The organism is Comamonas nitrativorans (assembly GCF_042654765.1).
Classification (GTDB): Bacteria; Pseudomonadota; Gammaproteobacteria; order Burkholderiales; family Burkholderiaceae_C; genus Comamonas; species Comamonas nitrativorans.
The window spans coordinates 77,296-94,140 of record NZ_JBHSEW010000001.1 but is presented as its reverse complement, the minus strand read 5'-3'; the positions used below and the strand labels follow the sequence as shown (position 1 = coordinate 94,140).

General features: G+C 65.0%; 17 protein-coding genes. 5 read left to right on the top strand and 12 right to left on the bottom strand.

All coding sequences use genetic code 11. The features are described from left to right. Positions 1-1,029: an LD-carboxypeptidase gene (locus ACFO3A_RS00425; RefSeq protein WP_377722966.1), complete on the top strand. Its 1,029-nt coding sequence runs from the start codon at positions 1-3 to the stop codon at positions 1,027-1,029. A gap of 85 nt (positions 1,030-1,114) precedes the next feature. On the opposite strand, the gene ACFO3A_RS00420 is transcribed toward ACFO3A_RS00425, so the two are convergent. Continuing rightward, complete coding sequence (locus ACFO3A_RS00420; RefSeq protein ID WP_377722965.1) at positions 1,115-1,702, bottom strand: DUF2889 domain-containing protein; 588 nt, start codon at positions 1,700-1,702, stop codon at positions 1,115-1,117. A 203-nt stretch (positions 1,703-1,905) separates the two neighbouring features. Here ACFO3A_RS00420 and ppa point away from each other — a divergent pair, with 203 nt between their 5' ends. The 3 genes from ppa (at position 1,906) to ACFO3A_RS00405 (ending at position 4,563) form a co-directional block, all read left to right on the top strand. Further along, positions 1,906-2,436 (top strand): inorganic diphosphatase, encoded by a 531-nt coding sequence (gene ppa / locus ACFO3A_RS00415; protein ID WP_377722964.1) that lies wholly within the window; start codon positions 1,906-1,908, stop codon positions 2,434-2,436. Between the two features lie 110 nt (positions 2,437-2,546). Beyond that, a complete protein-coding gene (locus ACFO3A_RS00410; RefSeq protein ID WP_377722963.1) occupies positions 2,547-4,172 on the top strand; it encodes an NAD+ synthase in 1,626 nt (541 codons plus the stop codon). Positions 4,173-4,224: 52 nt separating this feature from the next. Further along, a complete protein-coding gene (locus ACFO3A_RS00405; protein ID WP_377722962.1) occupies positions 4,225-4,563 on the top strand; it encodes a P-II family nitrogen regulator in 339 nt (112 codons plus the stop codon). Between the two features lie 22 nt (positions 4,564-4,585). Here the strand turns inward: ACFO3A_RS00405 and ACFO3A_RS00400 are convergent, their stop codons facing one another. The 5 genes from ACFO3A_RS00400 to ACFO3A_RS00380 form a co-directional block, all read right to left on the bottom strand. Beyond that, the gene (locus ACFO3A_RS00400; RefSeq protein WP_377722961.1) at positions 4,586-5,023 is read right to left on the bottom strand and encodes an RNA-binding S4 domain-containing protein; all 438 of its coding nucleotides are present in this window, start codon (positions 5,021-5,023) and stop codon (positions 4,586-4,588) included. Further along, positions 5,014-6,024, bottom strand: coding sequence for a P1 family peptidase (locus ACFO3A_RS00395; protein ID WP_377722960.1), 1,011 nt, complete (start codon positions 6,022-6,024; stop codon positions 5,014-5,016). The genes ACFO3A_RS00400 and ACFO3A_RS00395 overlap by 10 nt, the downstream gene beginning before the upstream one ends. Then, positions 6,017-6,517 carry a DUF411 domain-containing protein gene (locus ACFO3A_RS00390; protein ID WP_377722959.1) on the bottom strand — a complete coding sequence of 167 codons (501 nt, stop codon included), beginning with the start codon at positions 6,515-6,517 and terminating at the stop codon, positions 6,017-6,019. Before ACFO3A_RS00390 ends, ACFO3A_RS00395 begins: the two co-directional genes overlap by 8 nt. Positions 6,518-6,576: 59 nt before the next feature. Beyond that, positions 6,577-7,227, bottom strand: coding sequence for a YitT family protein (locus ACFO3A_RS00385; protein ID WP_377722958.1), 651 nt, complete (start codon positions 7,225-7,227; stop codon positions 6,577-6,579). Between the two features lie 76 nt (positions 7,228-7,303). Further along, positions 7,304-9,319 (bottom strand): heavy metal translocating P-type ATPase, encoded by a 2,016-nt coding sequence (locus ACFO3A_RS00380; protein ID WP_377722957.1) that lies wholly within the window; start codon positions 9,317-9,319, stop codon positions 7,304-7,306. Between the two features lie 42 nt (positions 9,320-9,361). Here ACFO3A_RS00380 and ACFO3A_RS00375 point away from each other — a divergent pair, with 42 nt between their 5' ends. Beyond that, positions 9,362-9,826: a MerR family transcriptional regulator gene (locus tag ACFO3A_RS00375; RefSeq protein ID WP_377722956.1), complete on the top strand. Its 465-nt coding sequence runs from the start codon at positions 9,362-9,364 to the stop codon at positions 9,824-9,826. A 220-nt stretch (positions 9,827-10,046) separates the two neighbouring features. Here the strand turns inward: ACFO3A_RS00375 and ACFO3A_RS00370 are convergent, their stop codons facing one another. From ACFO3A_RS00370 to ACFO3A_RS00345, 6 genes are all read right to left on the bottom strand, one after another. Next, a complete protein-coding gene (locus tag ACFO3A_RS00370) occupies positions 10,047-11,498 on the bottom strand; it encodes a cryptochrome/photolyase family protein (protein WP_377722955.1) in 1,452 nt (483 codons plus the stop codon). 116 nt (positions 11,499-11,614) lie between these two features. Continuing rightward, positions 11,615-12,394 carry an exodeoxyribonuclease III gene (xth, locus tag ACFO3A_RS00365; protein ID WP_377722954.1) on the bottom strand — a complete coding sequence of 260 codons (780 nt, stop codon included), beginning with the start codon at positions 12,392-12,394 and terminating at the stop codon, positions 11,615-11,617. Between the two features lie 83 nt (positions 12,395-12,477). Beyond that, a complete protein-coding gene (locus ACFO3A_RS00360) occupies positions 12,478-13,692 on the bottom strand; it encodes a Fic family protein (RefSeq protein ID WP_377722953.1) in 1,215 nt (404 codons plus the stop codon). Between the two features lie 140 nt (positions 13,693-13,832). Next, positions 13,833-15,587, bottom strand: coding sequence for a TRAP transporter large permease (locus ACFO3A_RS00355; RefSeq protein WP_377722952.1), 1,755 nt, complete (start codon positions 15,585-15,587; stop codon positions 13,833-13,835). Positions 15,588-15,605: 18 nt separating this feature from the next. After that, a complete protein-coding gene (locus ACFO3A_RS00350) occupies positions 15,606-16,217 on the bottom strand; it encodes a TRAP transporter small permease subunit (RefSeq protein ID WP_377722951.1) in 612 nt (203 codons plus the stop codon). Between the two features lie 259 nt (positions 16,218-16,476). Continuing rightward, a complete protein-coding gene (locus tag ACFO3A_RS00345) occupies positions 16,477-16,842 on the bottom strand; it encodes a hypothetical protein (protein WP_377722949.1) in 366 nt (121 codons plus the stop codon). Positions 16,843-16,845: the final 3 nt, after the last annotated feature.

Here is a 16,845-nt window from a genome sequence, read left to right as displayed (position 1 = left end):
GTGTCCCACGCCCATCACCACCACGATCACTCCCCGGCCCACGATCACGACGATCACCATCACCACCCGCACGACTGCCACTGTGCTCACCATGCGGGCAGCAAACATATCTACGTTTACGCCCCCTCGGGTGCGGTGCGTGACAAGGCCGCTTTTGCCCGTGGCGTGCGCCGCCTGCAGGCGCTGGGGCATACGGTGGAGGTGGATGCCGACGCCCTGGCCCGCCACCAGCGCTTTGCCGGGGACGACGCCACGCGCCTGGCGGCCCTGCACCGCGCCGCGGCCAGCGGGGCCGACGTGGCCTTGATGGCCCGGGGCGGCTATGGCCTGACGCGGCTGCTGCCCGCCATCGACTACGCCGCCATTGCCAAGGCCGTGGCGGGCGGCACGCAGTTTGTCGGCATGAGCGACTTCACCGCCCTGCAAAACGCCCTGCTGGCGCAGACCGGGGGCGTGACCTGGGCCGGGCCGCTGCTGTGCGCCGACCTGGGGGCCAGGGACGGGGTGGATGAAATCTGCCAGGCATTTTTTGAAGACCTGCTCTGCGGCCAGGGCGAGGGCGCCGGCTGGCGCCTGCCCAAGGAGCGCGGGGCGGCCACCGCGCAGCCCGATGATGTGGACGTGCCCGATGGCGCCGTGCTGTGGGGCGGCAATCTGGCGGTGCTGGTGTCGCTGCTGGGCACGCCGTACTTTCCGCACATCGACGGCGGCATTCTGTTTCTGGAAGACGTGGGCGAGCATCCCTACCGCATCGAGCGGATGCTGACCCAGCTGCTGCACGCCGGGGTGCTGGCGCGGCAAAAAGCCATCGTGCTGGGCCGGTTCACCGAGTACCGGCTGACGGCCCACGATGCGGGCTTCAAGCTGCAAACCGTGGTGGACTGGCTGCGCGGCCAGGTGGCCTGCCCGGTGCTGACGGGCCTGCCCTTTGGCCATGTGCCGACCAAGGTGCTGCTGCCGGTGGGGGCGCCGGTGTCACTTTCCGTCGAGGGGCGCGATGCGCTGATCTACTGGGGGCATATCAATTAAATAGCTTGTTCCGCTTGTAAATATTGGGTTTCAGGTATAAAAATGCCTGAAACCCTTTATTTTTGAGCGGTAGAAGCTCTTATTTTCATGAATGTGCCACACTGTGCGGCGCGGGCTTGCGGGCCGGTGGTTCCGGGCGCAGGTAGCCGATGAATTTCGGAAAGTATTCGGCCACGCCCGGGCCGTTGAAATCCCAGCCCTTGCACTGGCCCAGGAAGGCCGGGGGCGTGTCCTGCCCGGTGGCAAAGGCCGAGGTAATGCTCTGGAACGTCGCCGTGGCCATGTTCATCAGCAGCTCGCGCATGTGGGTGCAGCCGGCCACCTGGCCCAGGTTCTGGTCGATGGCCTTGCGCCAGCCCTTGGCCATGCAGCAGCCCACCATGCGCTGCATGGCATCGAGTGCGGCGGGGCAGTTGCCAAGGGGGTGGGCGTCCATCACGGCCTCGATGGCGTGGACGATCAGGCGGGTATCGACGGTGACGCGGATGTGCATGTGGTGGATCGGCACGCCCGCCGGATGAACGCCGCCGCGCATCCGGGGGACATCGATGGCCTTGGTGTCGATCAGCTCGCCTTCCACGTCCCACAGGCCGTCGCTGCGCTCGAAGCTTTGGTAGCGCACGCTGCGGATGTGGCGGGGCTGGCGGTCGATCGTCGGGGCAGATAAAGGCATAGGGGGCAAAATCTCGGCAAAAAAACCGGCCAATTGTGCAGAACCTGGGCGATCCTGGCAGTCACCAAGGTTCTGCGCCCGCCGGTTGCAAGCGCTGTGCAAGGCTGCTGGGCCTAGAATGCGGGGTTTTCGTGCGGCATCCCGGGGCGGCAAGCCTGGCCTGGAGGCCGCGATTTCTTTTCCACCCCTTTCCAGTGATCAGCATGTCTTTCGAAAAAGTCACCCCCGGTAAAAACGCTCCTGAAACCTTCAACGTGGTGATCGAAATCGCCGCCAACGCCGACCCCGTCAAGTACGAAGTGGACAAGGAAACCGGCTGCGTGTTCGTCGATCGCTTCATGGGCACCGCCATGCACTACCCCTGCAACTACGGCTACGTGCCGCAAACCCTGTCGGGCGACGGCGATCCGGTGGACGTGCTGGTGCTGACCCCCTTCCCCCTGCCCAGCGGCGTCGTGGTGCCCTGCCGCGCCATCGGTATTCTGGAGATGGAAGACGAGTCCGGCGTGGACGGCAAGGTGCTGGCCGTGCCCACCAAGAAAATCCTGCCCGCCTACGACAAGATCGAGACCCTGGACGACGTGCATGAGCTGACCCTCAAGCAGATCGCCCACTTCTTCGAGCATTACAAAGACCTGGAAAAAGGCAAATGGGTCAAGGTGCTGGGCTGGAAGGACGTGAACGCCGCGCACAAGGAAATCACCGACGGCATCGCCAACTACAACAAGGGCTGATTTTTTCCGCCATCTTTCAGGCAGTCTTCGGACTGCCTTTTTTATGGGCAGGCGTTGCCCGCAGGTGCGGCGGCGGATAATCGCCCGTTTTTTGTTTGCAAAGGAATGCCATGGCGGTGCGGATGCGCATAGCGCAAATCAACGGGATGCTGGGCGACGGCCCAGGCCAGGTGCAGCGCATCGGCGCCGCTGCCGCGCAGGCGCAGGCCGATGGCGTGCAGTGCCTGCTGCTGCCCGCGCTGGCCCCGCTGGGCGGCCCCGGCGCAGGCGATTTCGTGCAGCGCAGCGCCTTGCTGGCCGCCCAGGAGCAGATGCTGGCCGAGGTGCTGGCGGCCAGCCGCGCCTGGCCGGACGTGGCCCTGGTGCTCTCCCACCCCGCCCGCCATGGAACGGGCGTGGCCCATGCGGTGCAGGTGGTGCGGGCCGGCGCGGTGCTGGCCACCGGCCACCAGCAAACGGTGAATGGCGCAGACCTGCTGTGGCGCAACGCCTGCCCCGGCCCGATGCAGCCGTGCGTTTTTGATGCAGGCGGCGTGCGCATCGGCGTGCTGCCGGGCAGCCAGGAAGCGCCGTGGGATGCACTGGCCGCCGGTGCCCAGGCGCTGGTGTGCCTGCCCGCCGTGCCGTTTTTTGCCGGGCAGCAGGCCGCGCAGGAGGCCGCGCTGGCCGCCCTGGCCGAGCGTGCCGGGGTGCCGTGCATCGGCGTTCACCCCGTGGGCGGGCAGGACGCCTGGGTATTTGCCGGTGCCAGCATCGCCGTGGATGCGCAGGGCCGGCTGGCCGTGCGGGCGCCGGCATTTGCGGTGGCGCAGGCGGATTTTGTCTGCCATGCCGATGGCTGGATCACCGCCGATGCCGCGCTCGCCCCGGCGCTGGATGATCGGGCCAGCCTGTGGCACGCCCTGGTGCTGGCGGTGCGCGACTATGTGGAGAAAAACCGTTTTCCGGGGGCGCTGCTGGGCCTGTCCGGCGGCATCGATTCGGCCCTGGTGCTGGCCATTGCCGTCGATGCCCTGGGGCCGCAGCGCGTGCGCACGGTGATGATGCCCTCGCCCTACACGGCGGACATCAGCTGGCAGGACGCGCAAACCATGGCCGACGGCCTGGGCGTGCGCCACGATGTCATCCACATCGCCCCGCAGGTGCAGGCGTTCGAGCAGGCGCTGGCCCCCTTGCTGGCCGGCACCGCGCCCGATACCACCGAGGAGAACCTACAAGCCCGCTGCCGGGGCACGCTGCTGATGGCGCTGTCTAACAAATTTGGCCCGGTGGTGCTGACCACCAGCAATAAAAGCGAGGTGGCCATGGGGTACGGCACCCTGTACGGGGATATGGCCGGGGGCTTTGCGGTATTGTGCGATGTCTGGAAAACGCAGGTTTTCGCCCTGGCCCGCTGGCGCAATGCGCACGACCCGTTCGGCACGGGGGCAGCCCCCATCCCCGAACGCATCATCACCCGCCCGCCCAGCGCCGAGCTGCGCCCCGACCAGAAGGACGAGGACAGCCTGCCGCCCTACGACGTGCTGGATGCCCTGCTGCGCCAGTACCTGGAGCAGGGCGCCAGCCCCGCGCAGCTGGCGCAGGCCGGCTTTGCCCCCGAACTGGTGGAGCGGGTGCTGCGGCTGCTGCGCCTGAGTGAATACAAACGCCGTCAGGCCCCCGGGGGGCCGCGCCTGTCGCAAACGGCCTTCGGCCACGACTGGCAGGTGCCGATGACCCATCGTTTTGCTGTTTGAGCCTTATGTATCAAACGCCAGCAGCTATTGTTATTTTTGGAGTAAGCAATTTATGAAAATGATCACGGCCATCATCAAGCCCTTTAAGCTCGAAGAAGTGCGCGAAGCCCTGGCCGAGTGCGGCACCGTAGGCTTGACGGTGACGGAGGTCAAAGGCTTTGGCCGCCAGAAAGGCCACACCGAGCTGTACCGGGGCGCCGAATACGTGGTGGACTTCCTGCCCAAGGTGAAGGTCGAGGTGGTGGTGCAGGATGGCGACGTCGATCGCTGCCTGGAAGCCATCGTCAGCGCCGCCCGTACCGGCAAGATCGGCGACGGCAAGATTTTCGTCACCCCGGTCGAGCGCGTCATCCGCGTGCGCACCGGGGAGCTGGACGAAGCGGCTATTTAATAAGCGGTAATAAGCGGCCAGGCTACTCCCAGCGGGCGCTCCAGCGTTCCCCCCAGCCATCGCTGCGGGCCTCGTCCAGGTCGCGGCGCTGGCGTTTGGTCGGGCGGCCCTGGCGCTGCTGGGCGATGGCCGCAGCAGGCTCGGGCGCCAGACGCCGCTGCTCGGCCAGTTGCTGGCGCTGCTGCTGGCTTTCCGGCGTCTCGGCGTACAACTGCTGGGCGATGGGGGCCGGGCCGCGCATGTGGGACAGGCCCAGCACCTGCACGGTTTTGGGGATGTTGCCCTGGCGCAGGGCAATGGTGTCGCCAATGCGCACCTCGCGGGCGGCCTTGGCCACGGTGCCGTTCACGCTCACCCGGCCTTTGTGGATTTCCTCGGCGGCCAGGCTGCGGGTCTTGAAAAAGCGGGCGGCCCACAGCCATTTGTCCAGGCGCACGCCGCTGGTGGTGGTTACAGACATGCTTTGCTATCGGCCCAACAGGGGGCAGCGGTTTGGCCGGCCACGGGCAGGCTGCGGGCCAGCAGCACCGCCCGGGCGGTGGCCAGGGCCACGGCCTCGGCAGCCAGGGTGAACAAAGTGATCAGGCCCAATGTGCCATCGGCCTGCCCGGTGCCCAGGGCGAACAGGGTATCGCCATCGCTCATGGTATGCACCGGGTTGATGGCCCGGGCCAGACCGTCGTGGCCGACGGTGGCCAGGCGCCGGGCCTGGGCCTTGGTCAAAGCCATGTCGGTTGCCACGACGCCGATGGTGGTGTTGCTGCCGGTGAGCAGCGCCTGGGGGGCCAGTCCCTGCAAGAGCGCATCCCGTGCCCCGAGCAAGCCCTGCCCGTCGCTGCGGCGGCAGCCGGCCAGCAATTGCCCGGTACGCGGGTGGTACACGTCGCCCACGGCATTGCAGGCGATGAGTGCGCCCACGGTCACGCCATCGACGGTGAAGCTGGCCGTGCCGATGCCGCCCTGCATGGCGCGGTCGAAACCGAAAATTTTGCCCACCAGGGCGCCTGCGCCGGCACCGACGCTGCCCTCGGCAGGGCGTGCGCTGCTGGCAGCCTGGCAGGCGGCATAACCGGCGGCAGCATCGGGGCGGATGCGCATGTCGCCCACGGTCAGGTCGAACAGCACGGCGGCGGGCACCAGGGGAATGCGGCCCACGCCGATGTCCAGCCCCGCGCCGCGTTCCTCCAGCCAGCGGACGCAGCCGCTGGCCGCGTCCAGCCCCCAGGCGCTGCCCCCGGCCAGGGTGATGCCATGCACCTGCTGCACGAGGTGGCTGGGGTCGAGCAAATCCGTCTCGCGCGTGCCGGGCGCTGCGCCGCGCACGTCCACCCCGGCAGTGGCCCCTTGCGGGCACAGCACCACGCTGCAGCCGGTGGGCCGCTCAGGGTGGGTGAAGTGCCCCACCTGTAGCCCCCGCACCAGGGCGATATGGCCGCTGTGGGCCAGCAGGTCTTCAACCACGGTAGCTGGTAAAGACGCTGGTATTGACACCGCTGCCGAGCAGCTTTTTCGTCACCAGCAGCACGTCGTAGAGGTCTTTGCGGCCGTTGTACGCCGGGGTGTCCATGCCGGGGCTGCCCACCACCATGCCCGGCACGGTCAGGCCGATGGCCTTGGGTTTTTGCGCCAGCAGCTTGCGCACGTCGCTGGCCGGGACGTGGCCTTCGACGACATAGCCGCCGATCAGCGCCGTATGGCAGGAACCCAGCTCCTGCGGCAAGCCCAGCCTGGCCCGCACGGCAGTGTTGCCGCTGTCGTGGGCCGTCACGTCGAAGCCGTTGTCCTGCATATGCGCAATCCAGTCGTGGCAGCAGCCGCAGGTGGGGTCTTTCCACACTTCCACCTGGGGCCGTGCCGGCGTGGCGGCCCAGCCGGTGCTGGCAGCAGCGGCGGCACCGGCCAGGGCGCTCAGTTGCAAAAGGGCCTGACGGCGGGACGTGGAGTGCTGGGACATAACAACAACCTTTCAGAACGAAGTAGCCGGGGATAGGGTGCCAGGCGGTAGATTAGTTCCTAAACCACCACGTAGCGGCCAGGGCGGTGGTTCATCGACAGTACCTGATTGAGTACCAGCGCCGCTGCGACCGACCACAGCGCCCGTTCCGGCTCCAGCAGGACGAAGGCGCTGACCAGAATCACGCAGTCCACGGCCATCTGCACCCGTCCGGCCCGCCAGCCGTAGCGCTCCTGCAGGTACAGCGCGGCAATGCCGATGCCGCCCAGGCTGCAACGGTGGCGGAACATGATGAGCATCCCCACGCCCACCAGCACGCCCCCGGCCATGGCGCCGTAGGCCGGGTGGATGTCGTTCAGGGTGAACCAGTGCGGCTGCAACTCGGTGGCCAGCGACAGCAGGCCCACGGCGCAAAAGGTTTTCACGGTAAAGGCCCAGCCCAGCTTGCGCACGGCCAGCCAGTAGAACGGAAGGTTCAGCAGAAACAGCCACAGCCCCAGGCTGGTGCCGGTGCTGTAGTGCAGTACGAAGGCCAGGCCGGTAATGCCCCCGGTCAGCAGCCCGGTCTGCTGGAAAAAAGCCACGCCCAGGGCCACCAGCAGCACCCCCGTGGCAATGGCCGCGCTGTCCTCGGGCAGGGTGTGGGGCGGCGCTTCGGGGGCAGAGGTAATGATGGGGGGAACGGTATCGGCTGGGGGTGGGGTGGTCATGGTGGCTTGGGCAAAAACGGCGGAATTGTAAATTTCCGCCGATATCCTGCATACGAAAGTCCTTTGCGCAACACGTTCAGGAGCCGCGCCAACGGCGCAGGCGCAGGCCGTTGGCCACGACCAGCAGGCTGACGCCCATGTCGGCCAGCACGGCCAGCCACATGCTGGCGTGGCCGGTGACGGCCAGGGCGAAGAACACCAGCTTGATGCCCAGGGCCAGGGCGATGTTTTGCCACAGCACGTTGCGGGTGGTACGCGACAGGCGCACGGTATCGGCCACGCGGCGCAGGTCGTCGTGCATCAGGACGACGTCGGCTGTCTCCATCGCCATTGCCGTGCTGTGGGCGCCGCCCATGGCAAAGCCGACATCCGCCTGGGCCAGCGCAGGGGCATCGTTCATGCCGTCGCCCACCATGGCGGTGGGGCCGGTGGTTTGCAGTTGGGCCAGCCGGGCCAGCTTGTCTTCGGGCAGCAGGCCACCCTGGGCGTGGTCGATACCGGCCTGGGCAGCGATGGCCTGGGCCGTGCCGGGGTGGTCGCCGCTGAGCAGATGCACTTGCAGCCCCAGGGCGTGTAGTTGCGCCACCGCTGCCGGAGCATGGGGGCGCAGGGTATCGGCCACGGCAAACCAGGCCAGCACCCGGGTGGCGGTGGCCAGCAGGCTGACGCTGCGGCCCTGGGCTGCCTGGGCGCTGACAAGTACGGCGATGGCCGGGGTGGCCAGGCCCTGCTCTTCCACCCAGCGCAGATTGACCAGGAAGAGGGCTACGCCATCGGCCAGTTGCGCCTGCACGCCGCGCCCGGGCAGGGCGGTCAGGGTGCCGATGGTTGGTTCCGGTGCGGCAGCCAGACCCTGGGCAATGGCCTGGGAGACGGGATGCTCCGAATGGCGGGCAATGGCCCAGGCCATGCCGGCGTAACGGGGGGCAGCATCGGCATCCGTATTGTCGAAAACCTGCCAATCCTGCAGGCTGGGGCGGCCCGTGGTCAGGGTGCCGGTTTTGTCCAGGGCGATGTGGCGCAGGCGGTGCGCTGCTTCCAGCACGCTGCCGCCCTTGAGCAGCAGGCCGTGGCGGGCCGCTGCCGTCAGGCTGCTGACGATGGTGATCGGCGTGGACAGCACCAGGGCGCAGGGGCAGGCGATGACCAGCAGCGCCAGTGCCTGGTACAGGGCATCGGGCACGCTCCAGCCCAGCAGCCAGGGGGCCAGCACGGCCAGCGCAATCGCCAGCAGCAGGACGATGGGGGTGTAGACGCGGGCAAACTGATCGACGAAGCGCTGCGTGGGCGCCTTGCGGGCCTGGGCCTGTTCCACGGCCCGCACGATGCGGGTGAGCAGGCTGTCGCCGCTGGCTTGGTTCACCTGGATGAACAGCAGCCCCTGCTGGTTGATGCTGCCCGCCCAGACGGTATCGCCCGGGCCTTTGTCCGCCGGGGTGCTTTCGCCGGTGATGGGTGCCTGGTCGATGCTGCTGAAGCCTTCGGCGACGGTGCCGTCCAGGGGAATCTGCTCGCCCGGCATGACCCGCACCAGGGCATTGACGGGCACGGCCTCGATGGCGGTGCTGGCATAGCTGCCGTCGTCCTGGCGCACCTGGGCTGTGGCGGGGGCCGAGGCCAGCAGTTGCCCGACGGCATCGCGGGCGCGGTCCATGGCCTGGTCTTCCAGGCGTTCGGCGGCGACGTACAGGGCCATCACCATAGCGGCCTCGGGCCACTGGCCGATCAAAAAGGCGCCGGTGACGGCCACGGCCATCAGCGCATGGATGCCCAGGCGCAGGCGCCTGAGGTCTTGCAGGCCCTGGCGGTAGATGCCCACCCCGGCCAGCGCAATGGCGACGATGGCCAGAACCATGCCCAGGTAGTGCAGGGCAGGGCTGCCGGCTTGCCCCCAGTGGGCGGCTTCTGCCCCCAGGGCCAGCACCAGGGCTGCACCGATGCGCGGCCAGGAGGGCAGATTGCCGTGGTCATGTCCATGATCGTGTCCATGGTGGTCGTCATGGCCGTGCTGGTGATCGTGCCCATGCTTGCCATGCGGGGCGGGGGCGCTGCATGTGCCGCAGCAGCTGGTGGTGGGGGGCGTGTGTTCCATGCCATGATTGGAAACCTGCAAGTAACTTCAAGGTCAAGCCCCATGGCAGAGAATGTGTTTTTACGCATCGGCGAGGCTGCCCGGCACAGCGGCGTCAGCGCGGCCAACATCCGGTTTTATGAAAAGCAGGGGCTATTGCCCGCCGCCCAGCGCCAGGACAACGCCTACCGCAGCTACAGCAGCGCCGACGTCCACCGGCTGCGCTTCATCCGCATGTGCCGGGCGATGGACATGTCGCTGCACGAGGTGCGTACCCTGCTCGATTTGAACTGGGACAGCCCGCAGGACTGCCGCGCCGCCACCGCCACCGTGGCCGACCACCTGGGCCACGTGCGCCAGCGCCTGGCCGAGCTGCAATTGCTGGAGCAGGAGCTATCTGCCCTGCATCAGCGCTGCAACGGCGACGGCAGCGCCCGCTGCGCCTTGATCAGCGCGTTGCACCGCCATGCCGAGGAAGACAGCTGGCAGCAGCTGGAGAAGGATGCGGCTGCCAAGCGGCATGTGTAAGAACGTGTTTACGATCTCCGCGCGGGTGTGCAGTCGCGGCCTCGGGCGCTCTGCGTCGTTGCAAATCCTCGCCATAGCACCGCTATGGCTGCGGTTTGCGCCTGGCAGCCCATCCCGATCCGCATCCCGCACCCCTTCGCGCCGAGATCGTAAACACGCTCTTAGCCCGATCCCGCCAGGAAGCGCCGGTTGCCGAGGCGATGCGCAGATTTTCTGGCGATCAGCGCTGAAACCGCAGCAAGGTGCGCGTCCGTGCCTGGGCGTGATCGACGATGGGCTGCGGGTAGTCCACCCCCAGGCGCAGTCCGCAGGCGGCCAGTTCGGCGGGCTTCATGGCCGCAGGAAAATGCAGGTGCTTGTCCGGTACGTGGGCCAGTTCGGGCAGGTAGCGGCGGATGAAACGTCCCTCGGGGTCGAATTTTTGCGACTGGGTGACGGGGTTGAAGATGCGGAAGTACGGTTGTGCGTCGCAGCCCGTCGAGGCGGCCCACTGCCAGCCCCCGTTGTTGGCGGCCAGATCGTAGTCGTTGAGATGCCGGGCAAAAAAGCGCTCGCCCCGGCGCCAGTCGATGCCCAGGTCCTTGGTCAGAAAACTCGCCACCACCATGCGCAGGCGGTTGTGCATATAGCCGGTTTGCAGCAACTGGCGCATGGCGGCATCGACCAGCGGATAGCCCGTGCGGGCCTCGCACCAGGCTTGCCACAGTGCTGGCGCTTCGTCCCATTGCACATGCCCGTATTCGGGCCTGAAGGCTTGTGTGATCACCTGCGGGTGGTGCCACAGAATCATGAAATAAAAGTCACGCCAGGCCAGTTCAGACAGCCAGGTCTGCGCCCCCTGGCAGCCGGTAGCCGCCTGCCGTGCGGCCAGCGCGGCCAGTTGGCGGATGGAAACGGTGCCAAAGCGCAGATGCACCGATAAATACGAAACCCCTTTGCGCCCGGGGAAATCGCGTGCCTCGTGGTAAGCCGGCAGGCGCGGCAGAAAGTCTTGCAGCAGCTGCCGGGCGCCGCTCATCCCGGTGGGCAGGGCCAGCGTGCGCAGGTTGGTTGGCATAAAGCCCAGCGCCTGCAGCGTGGGCAAGGGGGCTTCGTCCGGCAGCGCAGCCAAGTGCCGGGCATAACGCTGCACCGGGTAAGGCGTGCGTTGAAACGCATCGAGCTTTTCCAGCCAGGCCCGCTTGTAGGGTGTAAACACGCTGAAAGGCTGGCCTTGCCGGGTCAGCACCTCGTTTTTTTCCAGCAGCACCTGGTCCTTGTAGTCGCTGAAGGCGATGCCTGCCGCGTGCAATGCCTGGGCCGCTTGGCAGTCGCGGGCCATGGCGGCCGGCTCGTAGTCGCGGTTGGCCAGCACTTCCTGCACCCCCAGCTCACGCGCCAACTGCACGATGCACGGCACGGCCGGGCCGTGGCGCACGATCAGTCCGCCCCCGGGCGAGCCGCTTTCCCGGGCCAGTTGTTGCAGATGCTGGTGCAGTTCAACTACGCTGGCGTGGATGAACTCGACCCGCCGGTCGCAGCGCGTGGGCAGGGCATCGAGAATGTCGGTATCGAACACAAACGCGCAATAGACCCGCGGAAAGCGGCGCAGCGCGTGGTACAGGGCGCTATGGTCATCGCAACGCAGATCACGGCGCAGCCAGACGAGGGCAGCGGGAGTGGCGGTGGGCATAGGAGAGCGTGGCGGTATGGCTGGATAAAAAATATAGCTTCTTCCGCTTTGTATATAAGGTTTTTATAGATAAAACATCGTGAAAACCTTATATACAAATCGGATACAGCTATTTTTTATTTCTCCAAGTGCAATACGACCGGCGTATGGTCGCTGGGCTGCTTGTTCTTGCGTGGCGTGCGGTCGATGTGGCAGGCGCGGGCCTGGGGCTTGAGCGCATCGCCGATCAGGATGTGGTCGATGCGCATCCCCCGGTTTTTCTGGAAGCCCAACATGCGGTAGTCCCACCAGGAAAAGCTTTTTTCCGGCTGCTCGAACAGGCGGAAGCTGTCGTGCAGCCCCAGGCCGAGCAGCTCCTGGAAGTGGGCGCGTTCCTCGGGGGTGTGGTGAATCGTCCCGGCCAGACCGACGGGGTCGAAGGTGTCGCGGTCGTCGGGGGTGACGTTGAAATCCCCCATCAGTACCAGGCGCGGGTGGGCGGCCAATTGGCTGCGCACCCACGCGGTCAGCGCGGCCAGCCAGCGCAGTTTGTAGGCGAACTTGTCCGTGCCCGGTGCCTGCCCATTGACGAAATAGGCGTTGATCAGCCGCAGCGGCCCCAGTGGCGTCTCCAGCGTGGCGGTGATGACGCGGGCCTGCTCGTCCGGGAAATCGGGCAGGTTGCGCACCACGTCGCCGATCGGGTGGCGCGAGAGGATGGCCACGCCGTTGTAGGTTTTCTGGCCGTGGCTCACGCACTGGTAGCCTGCCGCCTCCAGCTCCAGATGGGGGAATTTGTCGTCGGTGAGTTTCAGCTCCTGCAAGCCCAGGGCATCGACGGGGTTGGCTGCCAGCCAGTCCAGCACCTGGGGCAGGCGCACGGTCAGAGAATTTACATTCCAGGTCGCAAGTTTCATTTCAAAAAAAGTCATTGGTCAGTGCGTGCCATCGTATCAGTCGCATCGGTTGGCGCATGGTGGGTATGGCCGGATCATTCCAGCTACTGGGCAGGCGGTTGAACCTCGGTTCCGCTTTCCAGAATCTTCAGAAACTCCGTATAGGCATAGACACGACCGCGCTGTTTGCCGGTAATTTCGCCCACGATTTGAAGCTTCTCCAACGCTTCGAATGCCTTGTTGACGGTCGGCGCACTGAGGCCGGTTCTCTGCTGGGCTTGTGCGGCATTGAGAAACGGATGTGTTTGCAGCAGCTCATGCACACGCAGCATGGAGTTGGTCTGCTCGCCACCACTTGCGATACGCTCTCTGTCGGTCTGGAACAGGGCTACGATGCGCATCGCGCTCTCATAGGCGTTGTTGGCGGTCTCTGCCACGCCGGTCAGAAAAAATTCCGTCCAGGTTTCCCAGTCCCCCCGCAGCCGGACGTCCTGCAGCAAGCGGTAATACTGTTCCCGATGGGTTTTGAGGTACAGGCTCAGGTACAGCAGTGGCTCGTGAAGGATTTTCTTCTCGACCAGGAAGAGGGCGATCATCAGGCGGCCCAGACGTCCATTGCCATCCAGGAACGGGTGGATGGATTCGAACTGCACATGCAGCAAGCCTGCCTTGATGAGCGGCGGGATGAGTGCGGCATCGTCGTGGAGGAAGCGTTCAAGCTCTCCCAGGCACTTCTCCATTTCATTGACTGGCGGCGGCACATAGTGGGCGTTGCCCGGCCGGGTACCCCCAAGCCAGTTCTGGGAGCGGCGGAATTCGCCCGGGCTCTTGTTTTGCCCGCGCCCCTTCTGGAGGAGGCGGGCGTGCATGTCCCGCAGCAGGCGCAGGCACAGCGGTAATCCTTTCGGGGCACGCAGGACACTCAGCCCATACATCATCGCGTCCACGTAGTTGGACACCTCGGTGATGTCGTCGAGAGGCTTTCCGGCCAGCGCCGCGTTCTCGAACTGGAGCAGATCGTCCAGGGTGGACTGGGTGCCTTCGATCTGCGAGGACAGAACCGCTTCCTTGCGCACGTACATGTAGAGGAACAGGGCCTTGTCGGGGAGTAGCATGGCTACGCCATCCAGTCGGCCAATCGCCCGGTCAGCCTCGCTCAGTCGCTGTAGTAGCTGTGCCGAAAGCGCCAGCGGTGGTTCGGGCGGCAGGGCGGGCGGAACGTAGGCGTTGACGGTCTCGTCAAAGGCTACGGTCGACACGTAGCGCCCGATTCTGGGATTCGTCGGCTGTGTGTCTTGTGAGGTGTCGCGGGTGGGCATGGCGCGTAAGTTAAGGCGGCTTAAATAGCGGTCGTCACTAATAAAAAATCACGCTTGAAATTTTACTAATTTTATCCATGAAAAAGCCCCTGGGCCGAGGCGCCAGGGGCCGGGTTCTTGCAGAGGGGTGGATCGGCGGTTTAGTCCGCCGGGGCTTCCAGCGCGTCCTGCATGGACTTGAGCGGGTCGTCTGCTTCGGGGGCGGCGGCGCCTTCATCCATGAACGGGTTGTCGAAGTCGATCGCCTCCGGCATGTTCGCTTCCATTTGTTCGCGGATGGCGTCCAGGTCGTAATCGATCTTTTCATCCAGGCCGCTGGAGACGATGCCAGGGAAGGCGATAACCAGGCCCACCATGATCAGTTGCAGGCACAGGAAGGGGATGGAACCCATGTAGATCTGCGTGGTGGTCACGGGGGCAATGCGCTTGCGGGTGACCTTGTCGGTGTATTCCTTGTCCGGCGCAACGGAGCGCAGGTAGAACAGGGCGAAACCGAAGGGCGGGTGCATGAAGGAAGTCTGCATGTTGATCGCCAGCAGCACGCCGAACCACACCAGATCGATGCCCAGTTTTTCGGCCACCGGGGCCAGCAGCGGCACCACGATGAAGGACAGCTCGAAGAAGTCCAGGAAGAACGCCAGGAAGAAGACCATCACGTTCACCAGGATCAGGAAGCCCAGCTGGCCGCCCGGCAGGTCGGACAGCAGGTGTTCCACCCACATCGGGCCGTCCACGCCCTGGAAGGTCAGGCCGAAGATGGTTGCGCCCAGCAGGATGAAGACCACGAAGCACGACAGCTTGGTGGTGCCCACCAGCGCCTGGTTGAGCAGCTTGTAGTTCAGGCGGCGGCGGCTGACGGCCAGGATGATCGCGCCCAGGGCGCCCATGGCGCCGCCTTCGGTGGGGGTGGCGATGCCCAGGAAGATGGTGCCCAGCACCAGGAAGATCAGCAGCAGCGGCGGAATCAGCACGAAGGTGACTTTTTCTGCCACGGTCGAGAGCAGACCCATGCCGGTGATGCGGTTGATCGACGCGGCCACGAAGGCCAGGGCAACGCCGAAGCACATGGCAAAGACGATGGTTTCATCCTTGGCGACGTGTTCCACCACTTCGCCGGTGAACCAGGTGTGGATGGTTTCCATGTTCTGCGCGGCGAAGATGGACAGGCCCACGCAAATCCCCGTCAGCACCAGCAGCGAAGGCAGGCCGGAGTTGCCGTTCTTGTCTTTCAGGTCACGCGCTTCGGGCGGCAGGGCGGGCACCATGTTGGGGCGGAAGAAGGCGATGACGAAGATCATCAGCATGTACAGGCCCACCAGCATGAAGCCGGGGATGAAGGCGCCCTTGTACAGGTCGCCCACGCTGCGGCCCAGCTGGTCGGCCAGAATGATCAGCACCAGCGAGGGCGGAATGATCTGCGCCAGCGTGCCCGAGGCGGCAATCACCCCGGAGGCAATGCGTCGGTCATAGCCGTAGCGCATCATGATGGGCAGCGAGATCAGGCCCATCGAGATCACCGAGGCCGCCACCACGCCGGTCGTGGCCGCCAGCATGGCGCCCACCACGATCACGGCAATGGCCACGCCGCCACGGATGGGACCGAAGAGCTGGCCCACGGTGTCCAGCAAGTCCTCGGCCATGCCGCTGCGTTCCAATATCAGCCCCATCAGGGTGAAGAAGGGGATGGCCAGCAGGGTTTCGTTCTGCATCACGCCGTAAATGCGCAATGGCAGTGCTTGCATCAGCGCTTCGGGCAGCACGCCCAGCTCGATGCCGATAAAGGCAAAAAACAGGCCGCAGGCGCCCAGGCTGAACGCCACGGGAAAGCCGATCAATAGAAAGCAGATCAGGCCCGCGAACATGATCGGGGCTAGGTTGTTGGCAATGAATTCCACGTAAGTTCTCCTGCGCGATTAAGCGTTTTGGGCTTTTTGGGCGGCAGCTTTCTCTTCCGCCAGGCGAATGGCTTCGGCCAGTTCTTCTTCGGCGGATTGCGCCAGAACCTTGACCATCGGGTCAGGAATCAGGCCGCGCAGGAAGGCAATGCGTTTGATGAGTTCGGAGAAGCCTTGCAGCATCAGCAGGCCAAAGCCCAGGGGCATCATCAGGTATACCGGCCAGCGGATCAGGCCACCGGCGTTGCTGGAGACTTCGCCGGACTGGTAGGCCTGGATGAAGAAGGGAATGCTGTATTTCAGTACGACGATGCAAACAGGCGTGAGGAAGAAGATGAAGCCGAAGATGTCGATCCACACGCGGGTGCGCTGCGACAGCTTGGCGTTGATCACGTCCACCTTGACGTGTTCCTTTTCCAGCAGCGCGTAGCCTGCGGCCAGCAGGAACGAAGCCGCAAAGAAGTACCACTGCACTTCCAGAAAGGCGTTGGAACTGGTGTGGAAAACCTTCCGCACGACGGCGTTGATGCCGCTGACCAGGGTCGCAGCCAGGATGAGCCAGATGACGTAACGCCCGACAAAGGTGTTCAGGCGGTCAATGGCCTTGGATAGTTTTAGCAGTGCCTGCATGGTGTCTCCAGAATGGGCGAAGAACGGGGACAAGTAAGGCCAGAGGGGTAAATGGCCGGTTACTTTGGGTGACGACCCCGAAACAGCGCGGAATTTTAAGGAGCTGCGACATGCGTACAGGAATGGAAACCCTCGGTTTCGCCGCTTTTTACGGCAAACCAAGGGTTTTCACTGGGTTGATTTTTTTATTCGGATTTGGGTTTTTGTTTAATTTTCAATGGCCAAATTAAAAAATTTTGTTGCAGGATTCTGGCATTCTTCAATCCGTATGCCAGCATTGCCCGAACGCGTGGGCAAACGCGCCTGCGCCGCTGATGGTCAGGCTTAAACAGCGCCGTCCGGTATCCGGCAATGCCGTGGAGCAGTGCCAGCCAGCCGGTGTCCATGCCAGCGCGATCGGGGTGGTGGATTGCGCTTCTTCGAGCATGGCCTGAAGGTCGAAGTCCCAGCAGAACCCGGCATCCAGATCGCCCGGTTCGCCCTGTGCTGCACACCATGCCAGTACGCTGTGCGCTTCGGCCAGCAAGGCGTCCCAGTGCAGGGGGGCGACGCTGGCCAGGGCATCCCAGCAGGCATTGCCGGCTTCGTCTTCGCTGAAGTCAAATTCCAGGTAATACAGGGGCATGGT

Excerpts from the sequence above, each read along its gene's own strand:
- ACFO3A_RS00420 (WP_377722965.1), bottom strand. The coding sequence starts at position 1,702 with ATGCCTTTATCTGCCCCGACGATCGACCGCCAGCCCCGCCACATCCGC.
- ppa (WP_377722964.1), top strand. The coding sequence starts at position 1,906 with ATGTCTTTCGAAAAAGTCACCCCCGGTAAAAACGCTCCTGAAACCTTC.
- ACFO3A_RS00410 (WP_377722963.1), top strand. The coding sequence starts at position 2,547 with ATGGCGGTGCGGATGCGCATAGCGCAAATCAACGGGATGCTGGGCGAC.
- ACFO3A_RS00405 (WP_377722962.1), top strand. The coding sequence starts at position 4,225 with ATGAAAATGATCACGGCCATCATCAAGCCCTTTAAGCTCGAAGAAGTG.
- ACFO3A_RS00400 (WP_377722961.1), bottom strand. The coding sequence starts at position 5,023 with ATGTCTGTAACCACCACCAGCGGCGTGCGCCTGGACAAATGGCTGTGG.
- ACFO3A_RS00390 (WP_377722959.1), bottom strand. The coding sequence starts at position 6,517 with ATGTCCCAGCACTCCACGTCCCGCCGTCAGGCCCTTTTGCAACTGAGC.
- ACFO3A_RS00385 (WP_377722958.1), bottom strand. The coding sequence starts at position 7,227 with ATGACCACCCCACCCCCAGCCGATACCGTTCCCCCCATCATTACCTCT.
- ACFO3A_RS00380 (WP_377722957.1), bottom strand. The coding sequence starts at position 9,319 with ATGGAACACACGCCCCCCACCACCAGCTGCTGCGGCACATGCAGCGCC.
- ACFO3A_RS00375 (WP_377722956.1), top strand. The coding sequence starts at position 9,362 with ATGGCAGAGAATGTGTTTTTACGCATCGGCGAGGCTGCCCGGCACAGC.
- ACFO3A_RS00370 (WP_377722955.1), bottom strand. The coding sequence starts at position 11,498 with ATGCCCACCGCCACTCCCGCTGCCCTCGTCTGGCTGCGCCGTGATCTG.
- xth (WP_377722954.1), bottom strand. The coding sequence starts at position 12,394 with ATGAAACTTGCGACCTGGAATGTAAATTCTCTGACCGTGCGCCTGCCC.
- ACFO3A_RS00360 (WP_377722953.1), bottom strand. The coding sequence starts at position 13,692 with ATGCCCACCCGCGACACCTCACAAGACACACAGCCGACGAATCCCAGA.
- ACFO3A_RS00350 (WP_377722951.1), bottom strand. The coding sequence starts at position 16,217 with ATGCAGGCACTGCTAAAACTATCCAAGGCCATTGACCGCCTGAACACC.
- ACFO3A_RS00345 (WP_377722949.1), bottom strand. The coding sequence starts at position 16,842 with ATGCCCCTGTATTACCTGGAATTTGACTTCAGCGAAGACGAAGCCGGC.